This is a genomic window from Nonomuraea sp. NPDC049504, assembly GCF_040676845.1.
GTDB lineage: Bacteria > Actinomycetota > Actinomycetes > Streptosporangiales > Streptosporangiaceae > Nonomuraea > Nonomuraea salmonea.
The window spans coordinates 198,716-215,292 of sequence record NZ_JBFAPT010000016.1 but is presented as its reverse complement, the minus strand read 5'-3'; the positions used below and the strand labels follow the sequence as shown (position 1 = coordinate 215,292).

The window sequence follows — 16,577 nt, the reverse complement described above, 5'->3', positions numbered from 1 at the left end:
GAACGCGTTCGCGGCACGGTCAGAGCGTGGTGGGGAGGACGGGCAGGCCGTGGATGCCGGGGTCGGCGGCGAAGAGGGCGCCTGCCTCGGGTTGTTCCGTGCGGTCCACGTCCAGGGCCGAGGTGGTGATGTAGAGGCGGTTCAGCTCTTCGCCGCCGAAGGCGACGGCGGTGACCTTGCGGACCGGGAGCGTGATCACCGCGTCGAGCCGGCCGTCGGGGGCGTAGCGGTGGACGGCGCCGCCGTCCCACAGGGCCACCCAGACGCCGCCCTCGGCGTCCACCGTCAGGCCGTCGGGTGCTCCCTGCGAAGGGTCCACGACGGCGAAGGGGCGCCGGCCGCTCAGCCCGGTCTCCTGCTCGTAGTCGAGGACGTCCACGCGGCCGGTCTCGGTGTCGGCGTAGTAGGCCAGCCGGCCGTCCGGGCTGAAGCCGAAGCCGTTGGAGATCGTCACCTCCGGCAGCACCACGCGCAGCTCGCCGCCGGGCCCGGCCACGTAGAACGAGCCGCGGCCGGGGGCGGAGTCGTAGGCCATGCTGCCGATGTAGAAGCGGCCGTCGGGGTCGCAACCGCCCTCGTTCATACGGACGCCGGGGTCGGTCCACGCCTCACCGAGCGAGCGCAGCGGGGCGTCGAGGTCGTCGGAGTCGGCCAGCAGCAGCTCGCGCTCGGCGGCGACGACGTACCCGCCGGAGACGCGGGGGCGCACGACGGCGGCGACCTCGGCGACGTGGCGGCGGCGCACCTCGCCGCCGGGCGTGAGCGCGAGGACGTCGCCGGCCAGCATGTCCACCCACCGCAGCCCGCCCCACCGGCCGGACCACACGGGTCCCTCGCCGTGCTGGGCGACGGGGTCGGTGACGGTGTACGCGGTGATGGTCATGCCGCTTCTCCTCCATGATCGCCGGGGTAGGCCAGCCTAGTACGACGCGGGGTCAGACCCGGCGGGTGGCCGCGACCAGCAGCAGGGCGAGCACCGCCAGCGCCGCGCCCGCCGCGTACGTCACCGCCACCCCGTGCGCCAGCGTCAGCCCGCCGGCGAGCGTGCCGGCGCCGATGCCCACGTAGATGGCCGACGCGTTGAGCGAGACGACCAGGGACGCCTCCCCGGGGGCGACGCCGATGAGCCGGTGCTGCTGGGGCGGTGTCTGGCACCAGGTGCCCGCGCCCCACCCGGTGGCCAGCAGCCCGACGAGGACGACGGGGACGTTCTGCGAGCCCGCCAGCCAGCCCAGCCCGGCCAGGCTGGCGGCCATCACGACATATCCGGCCATGAGCACTCGGCCGGCGCCCCACCGGTCCGTGGCGTACCCGGCGGCCAGGTTGCCGAGGACGGCGCCCAGCCCGTACAGGAAGAGCATCGACGCCGTGGACTCCACGCCGACGGCGCGCATCGCGGGGGCGCTGTAGGCGTAGACGGTGTAGGTGGCGGCCATACCGAGCACGGTCAGCGCCAGCACGGCGGGGACGGCGGGCCGCCGCAGCACCCTGAGCCGTACCCGCAGCGGCACCGGGGGCTCGCCGGGCAGCGCCGGCAGGATCACGTACACGGCGGCGGCCACCACCACGCAGGCTCCCGCCACCAGGCCGAGCGCCGCCCGCCAGCCGAGCCACTGCCCGGCCAGCCCGCCGAGCGGCACCCCGGCCGCCGTCGCCACCGTGAGCCCGCCGACGACCGTGGCGAGTGCCCGCCCCCGCGCCTCGGGCCGCGACAGCGCCGCCGCCACCGCCCCGGCGTTCGGCGTGAACGCCGCCGCTCCCGCCGCCGCCACGACCCGCGTCACCAGCAGCACCGCGAATGTCGGCGCGAGCGCCGACCCCAGGTTCGCCAGCGCGAGCAGCAGCAGCGCGCCGGCCAGCAGCTCCCGCCGCGACAGGCAGGCGGTCACGGTGGCGAGGACTGGCGACAGGATCGCGTACGCCACCGCGAACGCGGTCACCGACTGCCCCGCCGCCGTCTCGCTCACCTCCAAGGACGCGGCGAGCTGCGGCAGGAATCCCGCCACCACGAACGCGTCCGTCCCCACGGCGAACGCCCCCGCGGCCAGCACCGCCACGGGCGCGAACGTGCGCTTAACCGGGACATCTAACATCCCGTTTCACCTCCTGGGTGGGTCATGACTCGGGCCGGGCCCGGTCAGGTGGTGAGGCGGGCGTAGTGGCGGCGGAAGCGGCCGGGCGCGGACGGGGCGGCCTCGCGCATGAGGTCGGCGACGGTCTGCGCCGCCAGCTCCCTGCGCCAGGCCAGCTCGGCGCGCCGCATCGCGATCACCACGCCGCACGGCTTCGCGAACGCGGTGGGCGGCTCCTCGGCGCCTGCCCCCTGCCGGCGGATCTCGGTGCACCTGAACGCTTCGTCCCGGCCCTCGATGGCGGCGACGACCTCCAGGAGCGTGATCCGTTCCGGCGCCTTCGCCAGCCGGAACCCGCCCTTCACCCCGGGCACCGAGGTGAGGATGCCGGCGCGTACCAGGTCCTGGAGCCGTTTCTTGAGGTAGACGGGTGGCAGCTCGAACAGCTCGGCCAGCCTCCCCGTCGGGATCGGCGCCTCGTCCTGCAGCCAGGCCAGGGCCAGGCAGCAGTGCAGGCCCCACTCGACCCCTTCACCCATTCGCATGAAAGGGGATACTACATGTCCCGTTTCAGATCGGGGCAAGGGGCTCCGGTGCGCGCCGGGTCCTGAGGCGGGTCCCGCCCCTCCAGGCGGGGCGGACCTGAGGAGTCCCACCCTTCCAGGCGGGGCGGACCAGAGGGGTCCCGCCTGGAAGAACGGGGCGGGGCCATGGGCGGCTCCCGCCCTTACCGGCGGGTCAGCGGCGGGGACGGGGGTGGCGGGGCTTGGTGGTGCGGCGGGGCGCGCGGGATTCCTGGGTGCTCGCCGTCCAGTGCGGCGGGCGGGTCAGCGTGGCGGGGAGGCGGGTGGTGGGGGCACCCTTGGCGGCGTTGACCTGGGCCTGGGTGAGGAAGATGGCGCCGGTGAGGTCGGCGTCCGTGAGGTCCGCGCCGCGCAGGTCGGCACCGATGAGGTCGGCCTGCCGCAGGTCGGCCCCACGCAGGTCGGCGCCGATCAGGTACGCCCCGCGCAGGTTCGCCCCCCGCAGCCGCGCGCCACGAAGCCGGGCGCCGATGAGGTCGGCGCCCCGGTGCTGCCGGCCGTCGAGCCCGTGGCGTACCAGCTCGCTGGCCCGCAGCAGCACCTCGTTGACCCGCTCGCGATGGGCGGCCACGTCGAAGCCTTCGAGCACGCCGGCGCTCTCACGGGTGACCTTCTCGGTCTCCTCCAGCAGCGCGCGGGCGCTGTCGTGGACGGGCACGGCGGCGGGCAGGGTGAGGATCTCCGCGAGGTACCACAGCAGCTCGTGCAGCCCGCGCATCACCGGGAACACGGCGTACATCTGCCGGGCCGTCTCCGGCTCCTCCCGCCAGCTCCGCCCCGCGTACGTGACCTGCGAGACCTTCTGCCCGGCCCCGAAGCAGTCGAACACCGTGCAGCCGGAGAACCCGCGCTCGCGCAGCCGCGAGTGGATCGAGCAGCGGAAGTCGTCACGCAGGTTGGTGCAGGGCCGGCCGGCGTCCTTGTCCACGGCGAAGTCGGCCGACGCCGAGAACGGCAGCGCCACGCAGCACAGCCCGAAGCAGCTCTCGCAGTCGGACAGCAGGCCGAGCTCTCGCGGGTGGGTTCCGGGCACCGGGCGGGTCTCCTCTTCACGTACGGGACGGCAGCTCAAGGGTACTCGCGCGGCGGAGAGCGGGGCCCCGCTCAGCCGCCGTAGCGCCGCTGCCTGGCGGCGAAGCTGCGCAGCGCGCGCAGGAAGTCGATCTCGCGGAAGGCCGGCCAGAACGCCTCGCAGAAGTACAGCTCGGAGTAGGCCGACTGCCACAGCAGGAAGTTCGACATGCGCTGCTCACCGCTGGTGCGGATGACCAGGTCGGGGTCGGGCTGCCCGGCGGTGTAGAGGTGCGGCGCGATGTCGTCCACGGTCAGCGTCGAGGCCAGCTCGACCATCGACTGCCCGGCTTCGGCCCGCTCGTACAGCAGCTCGCGCAGCGCCTCGACGACCTCCTGGCGGCCGCCGTAGCCGATGGCGAGCGTGAGATGGAACCCGGTGTCGCAGGTGCGGGTGGCCTCGACGGCGCTCTTGAGCGCGCGGGCGGTGGTGTCGGGCAGCATGTCGAGCATCCCGGCGACGTGCACCCGCCAGCGGGCGTCGGGACGGTCGAAGCGGTCGGTGACCATCTGCTCGATCACCCGCAGCAGGAACGCCACCTCCTCGTCGTTACGCCGCTGCAGGTTCTCGGTGGAGCACAGGAACACGGTCAGGTGCTTGATGCCGATCGTCTCGCACCACGAGAGCACGTCCTGGATGTGGTCGGCGCCGTACTTGTGGCCCATGCTCGGGTTGGCCATGCCCATCTGCCTGGCCCAGCGGCGGTTGCCGTCCATGATCAGGCCGACGTGGCGGGGCAGCGGGCCGGACGTCACCTGGCGGCGCAGGCGCCTGGCGTAAAGGGAGTGAAGGAGGTCAGTGGTGTGCACCTACCAAGAATGGCGTGGGTGAGGGTCAGGAATCTGATCTTTCCTGATTTCCACCTCCGGCAGGTGTCCAACGGGACGCTAGGGGGTCGTCTGCCGGAACAACTTCCAGAACGCCAGCGCCGCCCCCTCCGGCCCGCCGGGGCAGGCGGCGATCACCCAGTGGGCGATGACGCCGGCCAGGGCGCCGGCCAGGTAGGCCGCGTGCACGTCGGCCGGCACGTCCTCCCATCCCGGCGGCCGGTGGCCGGCGGCGAAGCGGCGGGTCAGCTCGCCGGTGAGGCGTTCGCGCAGGCGGGCGGAGAAGCGGGCGCTGCCGTGGGTGCCGAGCATGCGGGCGTACAGGGTGGCGTGGTCGGCGACGTACGCGAACAGCTCGGCCAGCGGATCAGGGGCGCGGTCGCGGGGGGCGTCGAGCGGGCACAGGGCGGCGGCCCTGGCGACGGCGGCCAGGGTGTCCTCCATGGCGTCGGTGACGAGCGCGTCGACGTCGGGGTAGTGCAGGTAGATCGTGGCCCGGTTCACCTCGGCGCGCTTGGCCAGCGCGGACATGGTGATGGCGGCGGGCTCCTCATGGGCTGCCAGGTCGCGCACGGCCTCCTTGAGGCGGGCCCGGGTGCGCACGGCGCGGGGGTCGTCCGGGTTCACCCTCCTCACTATACGACATTCATCGCTTAAGCGACATGTGTTGACTAATCGACATTTGTCGCATACTTTGCTGGCATGCGTATTGAGATCTGGGCAGACGTGGTCTGCGGCTGGGCCCACATCGGCAAGCGGCGGCTGGAGAAGGCGCTCGCCTCCTGGGACGGCGAGCCGGTCGAGGTGGTCTGGCGCCCGTACCAGATCGACCCGTCCGCGCCCGCCGAGGCCGTGCCGATGGCGCAGGCGCTGCTCGACCCCGTGGCCGACGAGGCGTTGCGGGCCTGCTCTCCCGGCCTGTCCCCCGCCGAGAACCGGGCGCGGGTCGCCGAGGTGGCCGCGTCCGAAGGGCTGGGCGCTCAGTGGGGCTCCTCCTACCGGGCCGGCACGCTGGAGGCGCACCGGCTGATCGCTCTCGCGTACGAGGAGGGCGGGGCCGCGCTGCAGGACCGCGTGGTGGAGCGGGTGCTGAACGCCCACTTCGTCGAGGTGCGCGACATCAGCGACCTCGCCGTGCTGACCGAGATCGCGGCGGACGCGGGCCTCGCCGAGGCGGCCGGCTACACCGGCGCAGGCCCCGACCGGCAGACGCTGCCCGGCGCCGAGCTGACCAGGGAGCTGCTGCTCACCGGCAAGGCCAAGGGCGTGCGTACGTCGCCGACCATCGTCGCCAACGGGCTCGCCCTGGAGGGTGCGCAGCCGCCTGAGACGATCGCCGCGTTCCTGCGCGACGCCGCCGGGCACGCGCCGCGCCGCCTGCCCGCCGAGGTCGAGCGGCTGCGGCACGCCGAGTCGCTGCTCGACCAGCGCGACCCGCTCGGGGCGCTGACGCTGCTGCGCCCCCTCATGGACGCACACGGCGACGACCGTGGCGTCCGCCTGCTGGCCGCGCGAGCCTACTTCGGGTCGGCGCAGCTCAACAGGGCGCGTACAGCACTGGAGTCGCTGGTCGCCGAATCCCCCGACGACTCCTACGCCCGCCACCTGCTGGGCCGCACCCTGCAACGCCAGGGCCGCCACGAGGAGGCCACCACCCACCTCACCCTGGCCGCCACCATGACCCCGGACTACGCCGCCTAGCCCGCCCCGCCCTGGGCCGGAGACCCACCGCCTCCGGCCCAGGGCCCATCCGGCCCCGTCCGGCCCCGGACGGACCCGGCGCCGCAGCCGAGACGCCCCGCCTCCGGCATCGCCGTGTCACCCGGGCGGGCCCGGCTCCGTGACCGAGACGGCCAGGCGACTCACCTGGCCCGCCTCTGTCCTGAGATTCCCCTGGCCCGCCTCTGTCCTGAGATTCGTCCGCCTCGGGCGGTTTCGCTCCGCGAGCGAGGCGGCCGTGCGGCCCCGCCTGACCCGCACCTTGGGTCAGGCGTCCTGGTTGGCGCGGCCTGCCGCGGTCGCGGCGGTGGTCTGCTCGGGCCGTCGCCGTAGGTCACGGGCCGACAGGGCGATCAGGGCGCCCCACACTCCGCAGTAGAGCCCGAAGACCGCTCCCCCGCGGTTGGTGAAGAGCGCGCCGCCCACCATGCCGACGGCTCCGGCGGCGGCCATGAGGCCGCACAGCCAGTGACCGGTCACCACAGTCACGTGCGCCCACCTGGCCCTCGCCCGACCGAGGCGGAGTCGGCCGGCCAGCAGGATCGCCATGACGACGACGCCGAATGCGGCGTTCGCCCACTGGGCCGAAGCGACCTCGCCGGGGCCGTAGGAGAGGTTGCTCTCCGGCTGCACCACCGGGCCGCCGGTGACTCCCAGGCGGCCCTCGAGAGCGTAGGTGATCTTGGAGGCGACGTAGAGGGCGGTCCAGGCGATTCCCACATCAGCGACCTTCATGGGCATCACCCTCCCGATCGCCGCACTCCTCGCGGCTCCCCCGTGCGGGGGATCCCGCTCCCCCGCACGGACGCTCAGAGCTCAGGGGACAGCAGCACCTCGGCGCCGACGGGGACGTATCCGGCGGCCAGGAAGGCCCGTACGCTCGCCGCATTCCCCGGCGCGACCTGGGCCCACACCGGACCGGGCGCCAGGTGCCGGGCGGCGGCGGCCAGCGACCGGCCCAGCCCCCGACCTCGATGGCCGGGCTTAACCTCGACCGCCACCTCCCACCGCCCGCCCACGCCCCGCCCGACGGTCAGCAGCCCTCCGGGGGCGGTCCACACGCGTACGTCGTCGCGGTAGCGGCGGGCCCGCTCCACCCTCGGATGCCCGCTGTCGCGCAGCTCTTCCAGCGGGAGCGGCGCGGGCCCCGGCAGCGGAGTGGCGGCGGCGAGCAGGTCGTGGCTACCGGCGGCCCGGCCGGTCAGGGCGGCCAGCTCCTGCAGGAACGGCGGCCCGAGCGGCGCGGACAGGTCACCAGGGCGCAGCCGCTCCCGGATCCAGGCATGATCGACGTCGGCGAAGACCACGGCGTGCGCGGTGAAGGAGATCACTCCGAGGTCGCGCGCCGACGGCTGCGCCACAATGGTCACGCCGCCGTCCGCAGCGGGAAAACGGCCGCCCTCAGCATCGCGAAGCACCTCTACCAGCGTCATCATGAGCCGCCATGATGACACGCACCCCCGCCGCCCCTCACCGCCGCCCCTCAACCCGGCCCCTCAACCCGGCCCCTCAACCCGGCCCCTCAACCCGGCCCCTCACCGGCGGAGCCAACCACGGCCGGGCTGGGCCGCTGCGAGATCGGCCGGACGGCGGGGCGTGAAGGCGCGCTCGGTTCCGGTGCCCCGCCCGGGGCCGGCGGTTTCGCTGGGGGTTCGGACGTGGGGCGGGGTTTGGATCCAGGGCGGGGGTTTTGCCGGGGGGCGGGGTCCTGTTGATCAATTACGGGGTGTGGCGGGCCCTCCTACCACAAGATCGCTACGTATAGTGATGGCCGATGTCACTTCGTGATTAGAGGGGGAGATCATGAGAAGTAGCCTCGTGGCCGCCGGCGGCGCGCTGCTCATCACGGCAGCGGTGTTCGGAACGGCCGGCTCTGCGGCCGCCGACATCTGGTCCGACCACAGCTGGAACGAGCACCCGAGGGCGTGCGGGCTCGTCCTGAACGACGACAGCACCTACCACCACATCACCAAGCACGGCGTCTTCGCCGGTACGCGCGACGCCGACGCCTGCAAGAACAGCCACAAGCACCACTGGGGCTGGGACGACGACGACGCGGACGACGACGACTGAGTCCACCTGATGGCCGCCGCCGCCCGGGACACCCCGAGCGGCGGCGCGCCGTTTCCCGCCCCCGCGGAACGCCGATAGCCTGTGCCGATGCGACTGGGTGTGAACGTCCCGAACTTCGGTCCCGGCACCGACCCCGAGGTCCTGCGCCGCTGGGCGCTGACCGTCGAAGGGCTCGGCTACGACCTGCTCATGGTCTCCGACCACGTGGTGATCACCCCTGACGTGGCCGAGCAATACCCGGCGCCGTTCTACGACCCGTTCACCACCCTGGCCTGGCTGGCGGGCAGCACGACCCGGCTCACGTTCGGCACCACGGTCCTGATCGTCCCCTACCGCCACCCACTGCTGATCGCCCGCATGGCGGCCAACCTCAACGACCTGAGCGGCGGCCGGTTCGTGCTGGGCGTGGGCGCCGGGTGGGCGCGGCAGGAGTTCGAGGCGCTCGGGGTGGCGTACGAGCGGCGCGGCCGGCTGACCGACGAGCACCTGGGGGCGATCAGGGCGGCCTGGGCCGACGAGGCCGACTACCGGTCCGGCGGGGTGCCGATCTGGGTGGGCGGCGGCAGCGGCGCGGCCCTGCGAAGGACGGTGCGGTTCGGCCAGGCGTGGCATCCGCTGCGGATGACGCTGCCGTGGCTGCGCGAGCGGTGGGCCACCCTCCAGGAGGTCGCCGCCGCCGAGGAGCTGCCGGTGCCGGCCCTGGCGCCGCGCATCCTGCTGCGCGTGACGGGCACGCCGGTCACGGGCGACGAGCGGCTCCTGGGCGAGGGCACGATCGAGCAGGTCACCGAGGACCTCGAGCAGCTCAGGGAGATGGGCGCGGAGACGGTGGTGTTCGACCCGTTCTTCGAGGACCCGGCCGAGACCTCGCGCCCCGAGGCGGCCTGGGAGATGCTGGCCGCCGTCGCCGCCAGGATCCAGAAGTAGGGGCCGTCAGCGGCAGGCGAGCGCCTGGATGCGATCGCCGGCGACCCCGACTTCAAGGTCAGATATTCGCGGCGAGAGTCGTGAGCGCGGTGGCCAGTTGGGGGTCCGCCTCCGCCAGGGCGGCTCGCAGGGTCTGCTCGTACGTGCGGCTCGCCTCGGCGTGGCGGGCCTTGCCGGCCTCGGTGACGACGGCGTAGACGCCGCGCTTGTCGTCGGGGCAGAGGTCGCGGTAGGCGAGGTCGGCCGCGTTCAGCCGGGCCACCAGGCGGGTCACCGAGCTCTGGTTGAGCCCCAGCTTGTCGGCGAGCTCCTGCATGCGCAGCTCACTGCTCGGCGAGGCGGCGAGATGGCCGAGCGCGCGGAACTCGGACAGGCCGACCCCGTGCCTGCGCTGCAGCGCGGTGGCGAGCCTGCTTTCGATGTGGGAGTGCAGCAGGAGGACCTGCTGCCAGGTGTCGGTGATGGACGGCTCGGTCGCCGTGTCGGTCATGCGGGAGCCCCTTCGTCCGGGACATCGGCTTGACATGAGAATACATGTACATGCAACATACTACTCGTTATTTGCACGTACATACATGTAGGAGGAGCCGTGGCGTGGGTCTATCTGCTCATCGCGTCCATCTTCGAAATCGTCTTCGCCCTGGCCACCAACGCCACCGAGGGGTTCACCCAGCTGTGGCCATCGCTGCTCACGGCCGGCGCGGCGGCCGGCGGGATCTTCTTCCTGAGCCTGGCGCTGAAGACCCTGGACGTCGGCGTCGGCTACACCGTCTGGACCGGCATCGGCTCGGTCGGCACCGTCGTGCTCGGCACCCTGATCTTCGGTGAGGAGATGAGCGCCTGGAAGGCCCTCGCCTTCGTCCTGATCATCGGCGGCGTGCTCGGGCTCAAGCTGTCCGACCGCCTGACCACCGCCTGACCACCCGCCTGACCACCCGCCTGATCTCATCCCTCAGGAGCTGCACCATGGCCTGGATCTATCTGTCCATCGCGATCGTCTTCGAGATCGCCTTCGCCCTCGGCACCAACGCCACCAAGGGCTTCACCCGGCTCTGGCCGTCGGTCTTCACGCTGCTGGCCGCGGCCGGCGGCATCTTCACGCTCAGCCTGGCGCTCAAGACGCTGGACGTCGGCGTCGGCTACACGATCTGGACCGGCCTCGGCTCGGTCGGCACGGTGATCCTCGGCGCCCTCATCTACAAGGAGAAGATCACGCCTGCCAAGCTGGGCTCGTTCGTCGCCATCATCGGCGGCGTCGCGCTGCTCAAGCTCACCTCGGGGATCTGAACGGTTGCGGCCGCTGTTAGCCTTATGCCGTAAAGAATTGTCCGTACGGGGAGTTCCGCGTTGGTCGTCTACGCAGGCCAGGGTGACGCGCGACGGTCGATGGCGCTGCTGTGGCGCAGCGGCGAACCCGGCGAGGCGCGGCCGGGCCCCAAACCGGGGCTGAGCGTCGACGCGATCGTGGACGCCGCGATCGAGGTGGCCGACGGCGAGGGCATGGCGGCGCTGTCGATGCGCAAGGTGGGCGAGCGGCTGGGCCGCACGGGCATGGCGCTCTACACGTACGTGCCGAGCAAGGGCGAGCTGGTCGACCTCATGTACGACCGCGCCCTGGCCGAGTTGCCCGCGTCCTACGACCTCGACGCCGGCTGGCGCGCGGCCCTGACGGCGTGGGCCGAGCAGACGCTCGCCTTCTACCTGCGTCACCCCTGGATGTTGCAGGTGTCGCAGGCGCGTCCTGTGCTGGGGCCGAACGAGTTCGCACTGCTGGAGAGCCTGGTGTCGATCCTGCGCGGCACCGGCCTCGGGCCGCGCAGGGTGCGCGGGATGGTGGCGCTGCTGTTCGACTTCGTCAGGGGCGCCGCCGCGACGGTCGCCGAGTCGCGCCAGGCGGCGACGGCGACCGGGGTGTCCGACGAGGAGTGGTGGCAGGCGCGCGCGTCGCTGCTCGAGGAGGTCGCGCCGGGGTTCGCGGGCCGGTTCCCGCAGGTGCGCTGGGTCGAGTCCGACGACTCCGAGCCCGTCGGGGACGAGCCTTACCTGGAGCATCGGGTGAGCGAGACGTTCTCGATCGGGCTGACGGTCCTGCTCGACGGCATCGAGACGGCGGCGAAGGCCGCAAGCCGTCAGCCACTGTGAAGCAGCCCGGCGGCGAATGGGCGACGGGCCCGGACCCATCGTCAACGCGGGCTGCCGGTTCGTCAGCGTGGAGTCAGGCGGGAGGTGAGTTCGGTGGTGTCGGGAACGAACCAGATGTGGTGGCCGCTGTTGCACTCCTCGACCCAGGCGCGCAGCGCGGAGCTGGTCTCCAGGTGGCGGGAGATGTCGCCGACGATCGACAGGCCGATGCGGTAGTTGACGAACTTCTGCGCGATCTCCCCCGCCACGCCGGTGCTGAGCGTGAAGAAGGCGGCGGGCAGCCGGTCGGCGGGGACGGCGACCCAGGTGGCGCCGCTCGACCACGCCTCGCCGATGAGGTCGAGCACGTCGCGGACCTCGGCCAGGGGCGGGCCGTCGTAGGAGTGGACGTCGGGCATGGGGGTCCTTTCGCGGGTGGTCATGGGCGGACGAGGGCGTCGACGATCCGCAGCACCTGGGCGGTCTCCTCCAGCCCGCCGAGTACGACGACCTTGAGCTGCCGCCGCCGCTCGTCGTAGGCGAACTCGACGCGCAGCCCGCTCCGCTCGGCCGACAGGGCGCCGAGGACCATGGTGCTGACGCGGTCCATCGCGGCCCGGTCGATGCCGTCGATCTGGACGATGCTGGTCGCCTCCGCGTGGCGGGGGCTCGCGGGTGGTTCGGCGGGGAGCCCGGTGAAGGCCGCCAGGTCGTCTTTGGCGATGCGGTATTGCTTGCCGATGCGTACGGCGGGCAGGCGGCCGTCGCGGATGTAGCCGCGCACGGTCTTGACGTGCAGACCGAGGAGGTCGGCCACCTGGTCCACGGTGTAGTGCTCCATATCGTTCCCTATTATGCAGGATGATATGGAGTGATAGGGGATTGTCAGGCGTGTGCGCCGACCGTGACGGTGCCGATGGTCAGGCGGGGCGCGGCCTCCATGACGACCCCCAGGCGCTGCACCTGCTCGTCCAGCTCGCGGGCCTGGGCCGGGGTGAGGTCGCGCAGCGGCTCGACCGTGACGTCCATCGTGCGGCCCTTGCGCCGCTGGTGCCAGACGCCGCTCACCTGCCCGTCCACCAGCAGCACGGGGAAGTTGCCGGCCTGCCCGCCGGCCAGCGCCCGCTCCGCCGCGGCCCCGGCGTAGAGCAGCTCGCGGGGGCGGCCGGCGACCACGTACGCGTCGAAGTACGGCAGCAGCCGCACCCCGCGCGGCGGCTCGTCGGGCAGCTCGGTGTCGCCCGCGAGCAGCCAGGCCCGCTGCCCCTCCAGCCGCACCTCGGCCGGCTCGACCCTTCTGAACGCCTCCGCCGCCCACGTCACGGGACCGCCCGCCCACTGGGCGAACTGCGCGGGCGTGGCCGGCCCGTACGCCCTCAAATAGGCCCTGACCAGCCAGGCGGCCCCGTCAGCCGCAGGGCCGGTGGCGAGTGGGGCGGCGGTGTAGGTGACCTTGCGGCCACGGCCCGCGCCGAAGACGAACGCGCCCCGGTGCGCCGCCGGCCCCATCACCTGCCGCCAGCGCGGCCACCACCCCTGGAACGCCGGCATGACCAGCTCGCCCGCCCACGGCCCTGTCGCGGCGACGACGGCCTCGCTCAGCTCGTCGATGGTCAGCTCGGCCCCGGCCACCGCGTCGCGGATGGCGGCGATGACCTGCTCGATCTGCTCGGGCGTCATCCTGATGGAGGCGGGCGCCCGGTCCGCGTACGGGATCGACGACATGGCCGCGACCCAGAGCGGCAGGTCGCGGGCAGGCAGCAGGTGCACGGTGCCGCGCGGCCCGTGCGTCTTGACGAGGCCCTCCCCCACCGCCGCCCGCACGCCGGTCCGTGTGACGCCGTCGAGCCGCAGCCCGATCGAGGCCTCGGCGGCGGACATCACCTGGGCGTGCGCCCCGCACATGGCGGCCACCGCCTCGGCGGGCTCCGCCCGCATGGGAGCGGTGAGCCCGGCGCGGGCCAGGCGGCGGGCGCTCACCTGCGGCCAGGTCAGTTCGATCATGCGCTCCTCCTCGGTCAGGCGACCACCATAGGAGGAATTGCGGAAGGGATCGTGCCGCGTTACAAGCGTTCGGTCAGGCGGCGGGGACGGGCTCGCCGGGCATGGCGACCGGGACCCGGGCGGCGCGCGCGGCCCAGCGGCCGTCGTCGCTGCGCACGAGGCGTACCGGATGGTCGAAGCAGGCGCTCACCAGCTCACTGGTGAGGACGTCGGCGACCGGGCCGCTCGCCAGGCAGCGGCCGTCGCGCAGCAGCATGGCGTGCGTGGTGGTGGCGGGCAGCTCCTCGAGGTGGTGCGTCACCAGGACGGTGGCCAGCGAGGCGTGCCGGGCGCGCAGGGCGTCGATGCTGGCGAGGAGTTGTTCGCGGGCGGCCAGGTCGAGGCCGGTGGCGGGCTCGTCGAGGAGCAGCAGGCGCGGCCGCGGCATGAGGGCGCGGGCGATCAGCGTGCGGCCGCGCTCGCCCTGCGACAGCGTGGGCCACCTGGACTCCGCCTTGTCGCCCATGCCGAGCATGGCGAGGAGCTGGTCGGCGCGGGCCGCCTCCTCCCGCGCAGGCTGCCAGCGGGGCACGAGCGCGGCGGTGTTGGTCAGGCCGGTGAGCACGACGTCGCGCACCCGCATCGGCCCGTCGGGGGCGTGGCGCGGGTTGACGTGCCCCAGGTACGAGCGCAGCTCCCGGACGTCCACCCGCCCGAGCGTGCGCCCGAGCACCTCGACCACGCCGCGGCTCGGATGGTTGACGGCCCCCAGCAGGGCGAGCAGCGTGCTCTTGCCGGCGCCGTTGGCTCCGAGCAGCGCCCAGTGCTCGCCGGGGTGCACGGTGAGCGAGATGTCGCTCAGCAGGTGGCGCCCGTCACGGATGAACGCGACCTCGCCGGCCCGCAGCACGGGACCGCTGTCGGCGGGGCGGGAGAGCACGGTCATCGGGCCCCCTCGTCGCCGCTCGCCGCCCCGGGCCTGGACGCTTCCGCCACCACATGTCTCCCTTCGTCCGGTCGTACCCGAGTCAAGCTATCAGGTTCTCAGACATCTGACCTTTGGGCGTCCTCGCAGGCGGCGCGGACCTCGGCGACGAGATCGGCCGCGGCGTCCAGAGTGCGGCCGATCTCCTCAGGGGTGCCGCCCACGTGGGCCAGCAGCGCCTGGGCCCGCTCGCCGAAGCGCTCGGGCGCCGACGGCAGCCGGGCGGCGGAGGTGATCATGCCCTTCTCGTTGATCAGCCAGGCGCCGTCGGCGGCGTGCAGCGCGTGGCAGGCCACGCCGATCGCGCGGAACAGGGCGCCCGCCGCGTACGCGGGGTCGCGGCCGACGGCGCCGTACCGGGCGATGGTCAGGGCGAAGTCGCACTCCCACAGGCCGCTGATCAGCGCCTCCCGCAGCGCGGGCGGGTAGTGGACGGTCTCGCGCAGCTTGGTCAGCTCCCCACCGGGGTCGGCGAGCACCCGGCACAGGGCGACCTCCCCCGCGTACGCGTGCGAGAAGAAGCCGAGCGGATGCCCCGTCTGGAAGCCCACTTCGTAGCGGCCGGCCTGGCAGTCGCGCCAGACCTGCTGGACGCGGTCGAGGTCGCGGTAGATCCAGTCCACCTGCCGCCCGTCCACGATCAGCCAGCCGCCGCCGTCCACCCACGGGCCCCAGCCGCCCGGCTCGGTCACGTCGGTGTCATCGCCGGTGACCTCGCGGGCCAGCGCGCGCAGATCGTGGACGGCGAGCGAGCCACGGTAGTAGAGCCCGAGGTCGATGTCGGAGTCGGGACGGTGGGTGCCGCGGGCGCGGCTGCCGCCCAGCGTCACCGCCACCACCCCGGGCACCGCCACCAGCCGCCGGGCGATGCCCTCCAGATCCAGTCCCGCGTACGGGTCGATGTCGTGCATCGACCGAGCATAGTCAGCCCCCACCCTAGGATGGCGGGGTGGAAGTGCGTGAGGTCGAGACGTTGCTGCGCGAGCTGGCCCCGCAGGTCCTCGGCGCCCTCGTACGCCGCTACGAGCAGTTCGACACCTGCGAGGACGCCGTGCAGGAGGCACTGCTCGACGCCTCCGTGCAGTGGCCGGAGCAGGGGCTGCCGGACAACCCGCGGGCCTGGCTGACGACCGTGGCGGCGCGCCGGGTCATCGACCACATCCGCAGCGAGCACGCCCGCCGCCGCAGGGAGGAGAGTGTGGCGGTCAGCGTCCCCGCCGACGCGTTCCTGATCGCGCCGCCCGGCGAGGAGCGGGCCGCCGACTCCGACGACACGCTGACGCTGCTGTTCCTGTGCTGCCATCCGTCGCTGTCGGCGCCGTCGCAGCTCGCGCTGACGCTGCGGGCGGTGGGCGGGCTGACGACGGCGCAGATCGCGAGCGCGTTCCTGGTGCCCGAGGCGACGATGGCGCAGCGCATCAGCCGGGCCAAGCAGCGCATCAAGGCGAGCGGCCTGGAGTTCCGGATGCCGCCGCAGGACGAGCGGGCCGAGCGGCTGCGGGTCGTGCTGCACGTCCTCTACCTGATCTTCAACGAGGGCTACGCCGCCACCTCGGGCCCCGAGCTGCTCAGGGCCGACCTGACGGCCGAGGCGATCCGGCTGGCCAGGGCGGTGCGCCGGCTGCTGCCCGATGACGGCGAGGTGGCCGGGCTGCTGGCGCTGATGCTGCTCACCGAGGCGCGCAGGCCGGCGCGCACGGACCTCGACGGGCGGCTGATCCCGCTTGCCGAGCAGGACCGGAGCCTGTGGAGCCGGCCGCTCATCGAGGAGGGCGTGGAGCTGGTCAGCAAGGCGCTGGCGACCTCGCCGGTGGGCCCCTACCAGCTGCAGGCGGCCATCGCGGCGGTGCACGACGAGGCGCCGGCCGCCGACGAGACGGACTGGCCGCAGATCCTGGCCCTCTACGACGTGCTGCTCGGCATCGAGGACAACCCCATGGCCAGGCTCAACCACGCGGTGGCCGTGGCCATGGTGCGCGGGCCGCGGGCCGGGCTGGCGCTGCTCGACGAGCTGGCCGCCGACGAGCGCGTGGCGGGGCACCATCGGCCGGTCGCCGTCCGCGCCCACCTGCTGGAGCTGGCGGGCGACGCGGCGGGGGCGGTGGCGGCGTACCGGGAGGCGGCGCGGCTGACCACGAGCCTGCCCGAGCGGCGTTACCTGGAGGAGCGGGCGGCGGCGCTGGCGTGAGGCGCTCGTCGCGGTGGGCAGGGGTG

General features: G+C 73.3%; 21 protein-coding genes. 7 read left to right on the top strand and 14 right to left on the bottom strand.

All coding sequences use genetic code 11. The features are described from left to right. Positions 1-19 precede the first annotated feature (19 nt). The 6 genes from AB0K28_RS29285 to AB0K28_RS29260 form a co-directional block, all read right to left on the bottom strand. On the bottom strand, positions 20-883 hold the full coding sequence (locus AB0K28_RS29285) for an SMP-30/gluconolactonase/LRE family protein (protein ID WP_345404032.1): 864 nt from the start codon (positions 881-883) through the stop codon (positions 20-22). Between the two features lie 52 nt (positions 884-935). After that, the gene (locus tag AB0K28_RS29280; protein ID WP_364376323.1) at positions 936-2,093 is read right to left on the bottom strand and encodes an MFS transporter; all 1,158 of its coding nucleotides are present in this window, start codon (positions 2,091-2,093) and stop codon (positions 936-938) included. Between the two features lie 44 nt (positions 2,094-2,137). Continuing rightward, a complete protein-coding gene (locus AB0K28_RS29275) occupies positions 2,138-2,617 on the bottom strand; it encodes an Rrf2 family transcriptional regulator (protein ID WP_364376320.1) in 480 nt (159 codons plus the stop codon). Positions 2,618-2,810: 193 nt separating this feature from the next. Next, positions 2,811-3,689, bottom strand: a complete 879-nt coding sequence (locus AB0K28_RS29270; RefSeq protein WP_364376317.1) for a pentapeptide repeat-containing protein — start codon at positions 3,687-3,689, stop codon at positions 2,811-2,813. Positions 3,690-3,760: 71 nt separating this feature from the next. After that, positions 3,761-4,537, bottom strand: a complete 777-nt coding sequence (uppS, locus tag AB0K28_RS29265; protein WP_345404020.1) for a polyprenyl diphosphate synthase — start codon at positions 4,535-4,537, stop codon at positions 3,761-3,763. 78 nt (positions 4,538-4,615) lie between these two features. Then, entirely contained in the window at positions 4,616-5,182 is a 567-nt protein-coding gene (locus tag AB0K28_RS29260; RefSeq protein WP_364376314.1) for a TetR/AcrR family transcriptional regulator, read from the bottom strand. A 75-nt stretch (positions 5,183-5,257) separates the two neighbouring features. Here AB0K28_RS29260 and AB0K28_RS29255 point away from each other — a divergent pair, with 75 nt between their 5' ends. Next, complete coding sequence (locus AB0K28_RS29255) at positions 5,258-6,256, top strand: DsbA family protein (RefSeq protein WP_364376311.1); 999 nt, start codon at positions 5,258-5,260, stop codon at positions 6,254-6,256. Between the two features lie 285 nt (positions 6,257-6,541). On the opposite strand, the gene AB0K28_RS29250 is transcribed toward AB0K28_RS29255, so the two are convergent. Together AB0K28_RS29250 and AB0K28_RS29245 are read right to left on the bottom strand one after the other, a co-directional pair. Further along, entirely contained in the window at positions 6,542-7,009 is a 468-nt protein-coding gene (locus AB0K28_RS29250) for a hypothetical protein (protein ID WP_364376308.1), read from the bottom strand. A gap of 74 nt (positions 7,010-7,083) precedes the next feature. Further along, complete coding sequence (locus AB0K28_RS29245; RefSeq protein WP_364376305.1) at positions 7,084-7,710, bottom strand: GNAT family N-acetyltransferase; 627 nt, start codon at positions 7,708-7,710, stop codon at positions 7,084-7,086. A 367-nt stretch (positions 7,711-8,077) separates the two neighbouring features. Here AB0K28_RS29245 and AB0K28_RS29240 point away from each other — a divergent pair, with 367 nt between their 5' ends. After that, positions 8,078-8,347 (top strand): hypothetical protein, encoded by a 270-nt coding sequence (locus AB0K28_RS29240; RefSeq protein ID WP_345404004.1) that lies wholly within the window; start codon positions 8,078-8,080, stop codon positions 8,345-8,347. 87 nt (positions 8,348-8,434) lie between these two features. Further along, positions 8,435-9,274: an LLM class flavin-dependent oxidoreductase gene (locus tag AB0K28_RS29235; protein ID WP_364376302.1), complete on the top strand. Its 840-nt coding sequence runs from the start codon at positions 8,435-8,437 to the stop codon at positions 9,272-9,274. A gap of 58 nt (positions 9,275-9,332) precedes the next feature. Here the strand turns inward: AB0K28_RS29235 and AB0K28_RS29230 are convergent, their stop codons facing one another. Then, positions 9,333-9,764: a MarR family transcriptional regulator gene (locus AB0K28_RS29230; protein ID WP_364376300.1), complete on the bottom strand. Its 432-nt coding sequence runs from the start codon at positions 9,762-9,764 to the stop codon at positions 9,333-9,335. 99 nt (positions 9,765-9,863) lie between these two features. Between AB0K28_RS29230 and AB0K28_RS29225 the strand changes: the two genes are divergently transcribed. The 3 genes from AB0K28_RS29225 to AB0K28_RS29215 are packed head-to-tail and all read left to right on the top strand — an operon-like array spanning position 9,864 to position 11,416. Next, positions 9,864-10,193 carry a multidrug efflux SMR transporter gene (locus AB0K28_RS29225; RefSeq protein ID WP_345403998.1) on the top strand — a complete coding sequence of 110 codons (330 nt, stop codon included), beginning with the start codon at positions 9,864-9,866 and terminating at the stop codon, positions 10,191-10,193. Positions 10,194-10,240: 47 nt separating this feature from the next. After that, positions 10,241-10,561, top strand: coding sequence for a multidrug efflux SMR transporter (locus AB0K28_RS29220; protein WP_345403995.1), 321 nt, complete (start codon positions 10,241-10,243; stop codon positions 10,559-10,561). Between the two features lie 60 nt (positions 10,562-10,621). Beyond that, on the top strand, positions 10,622-11,416 hold the full coding sequence (locus AB0K28_RS29215) for a TetR/AcrR family transcriptional regulator (protein WP_345403992.1): 795 nt from the start codon (positions 10,622-10,624) through the stop codon (positions 11,414-11,416). A 62-nt stretch (positions 11,417-11,478) separates the two neighbouring features. On the opposite strand, the gene AB0K28_RS29210 is transcribed toward AB0K28_RS29215, so the two are convergent. The 5 genes from AB0K28_RS29210 to AB0K28_RS29190 form a co-directional block, all read right to left on the bottom strand. After that, positions 11,479-11,838 (bottom strand): DUF4180 domain-containing protein, encoded by a 360-nt coding sequence (locus tag AB0K28_RS29210; RefSeq protein ID WP_364376295.1) that lies wholly within the window; start codon positions 11,836-11,838, stop codon positions 11,479-11,481. After that, positions 11,835-12,236, bottom strand: coding sequence for a helix-turn-helix domain-containing protein (locus tag AB0K28_RS29205; protein ID WP_345403986.1), 402 nt, complete (start codon positions 12,234-12,236; stop codon positions 11,835-11,837). Before AB0K28_RS29205 ends, AB0K28_RS29210 begins: the two co-directional genes overlap by 4 nt. 44 nt (positions 12,237-12,280) lie before the next feature. Beyond that, positions 12,281-13,399 carry a winged helix DNA-binding domain-containing protein gene (locus AB0K28_RS29200; RefSeq protein ID WP_364376291.1) on the bottom strand — a complete coding sequence of 373 codons (1,119 nt, stop codon included), beginning with the start codon at positions 13,397-13,399 and terminating at the stop codon, positions 12,281-12,283. A 73-nt stretch (positions 13,400-13,472) separates the two neighbouring features. Further along, positions 13,473-14,324 carry an ATP-binding cassette domain-containing protein gene (locus AB0K28_RS29195; RefSeq protein WP_364376288.1) on the bottom strand — a complete coding sequence of 284 codons (852 nt, stop codon included), beginning with the start codon at positions 14,322-14,324 and terminating at the stop codon, positions 13,473-13,475. A gap of 98 nt (positions 14,325-14,422) precedes the next feature. Next, positions 14,423-15,274, bottom strand: a complete 852-nt coding sequence (locus AB0K28_RS29190) for a nucleotidyltransferase domain-containing protein (protein ID WP_345403975.1) — start codon at positions 15,272-15,274, stop codon at positions 14,423-14,425. 44 nt (positions 15,275-15,318) lie between these two features. On the opposite strand from AB0K28_RS29190, the gene AB0K28_RS29185 reads away from it, so the two are divergent. Further along, entirely contained in the window at positions 15,319-16,551 is a 1,233-nt protein-coding gene (locus tag AB0K28_RS29185; protein ID WP_364376389.1) for a sigma-70 family RNA polymerase sigma factor, read from the top strand. Positions 16,552-16,577 lie beyond the last annotated feature (26 nt).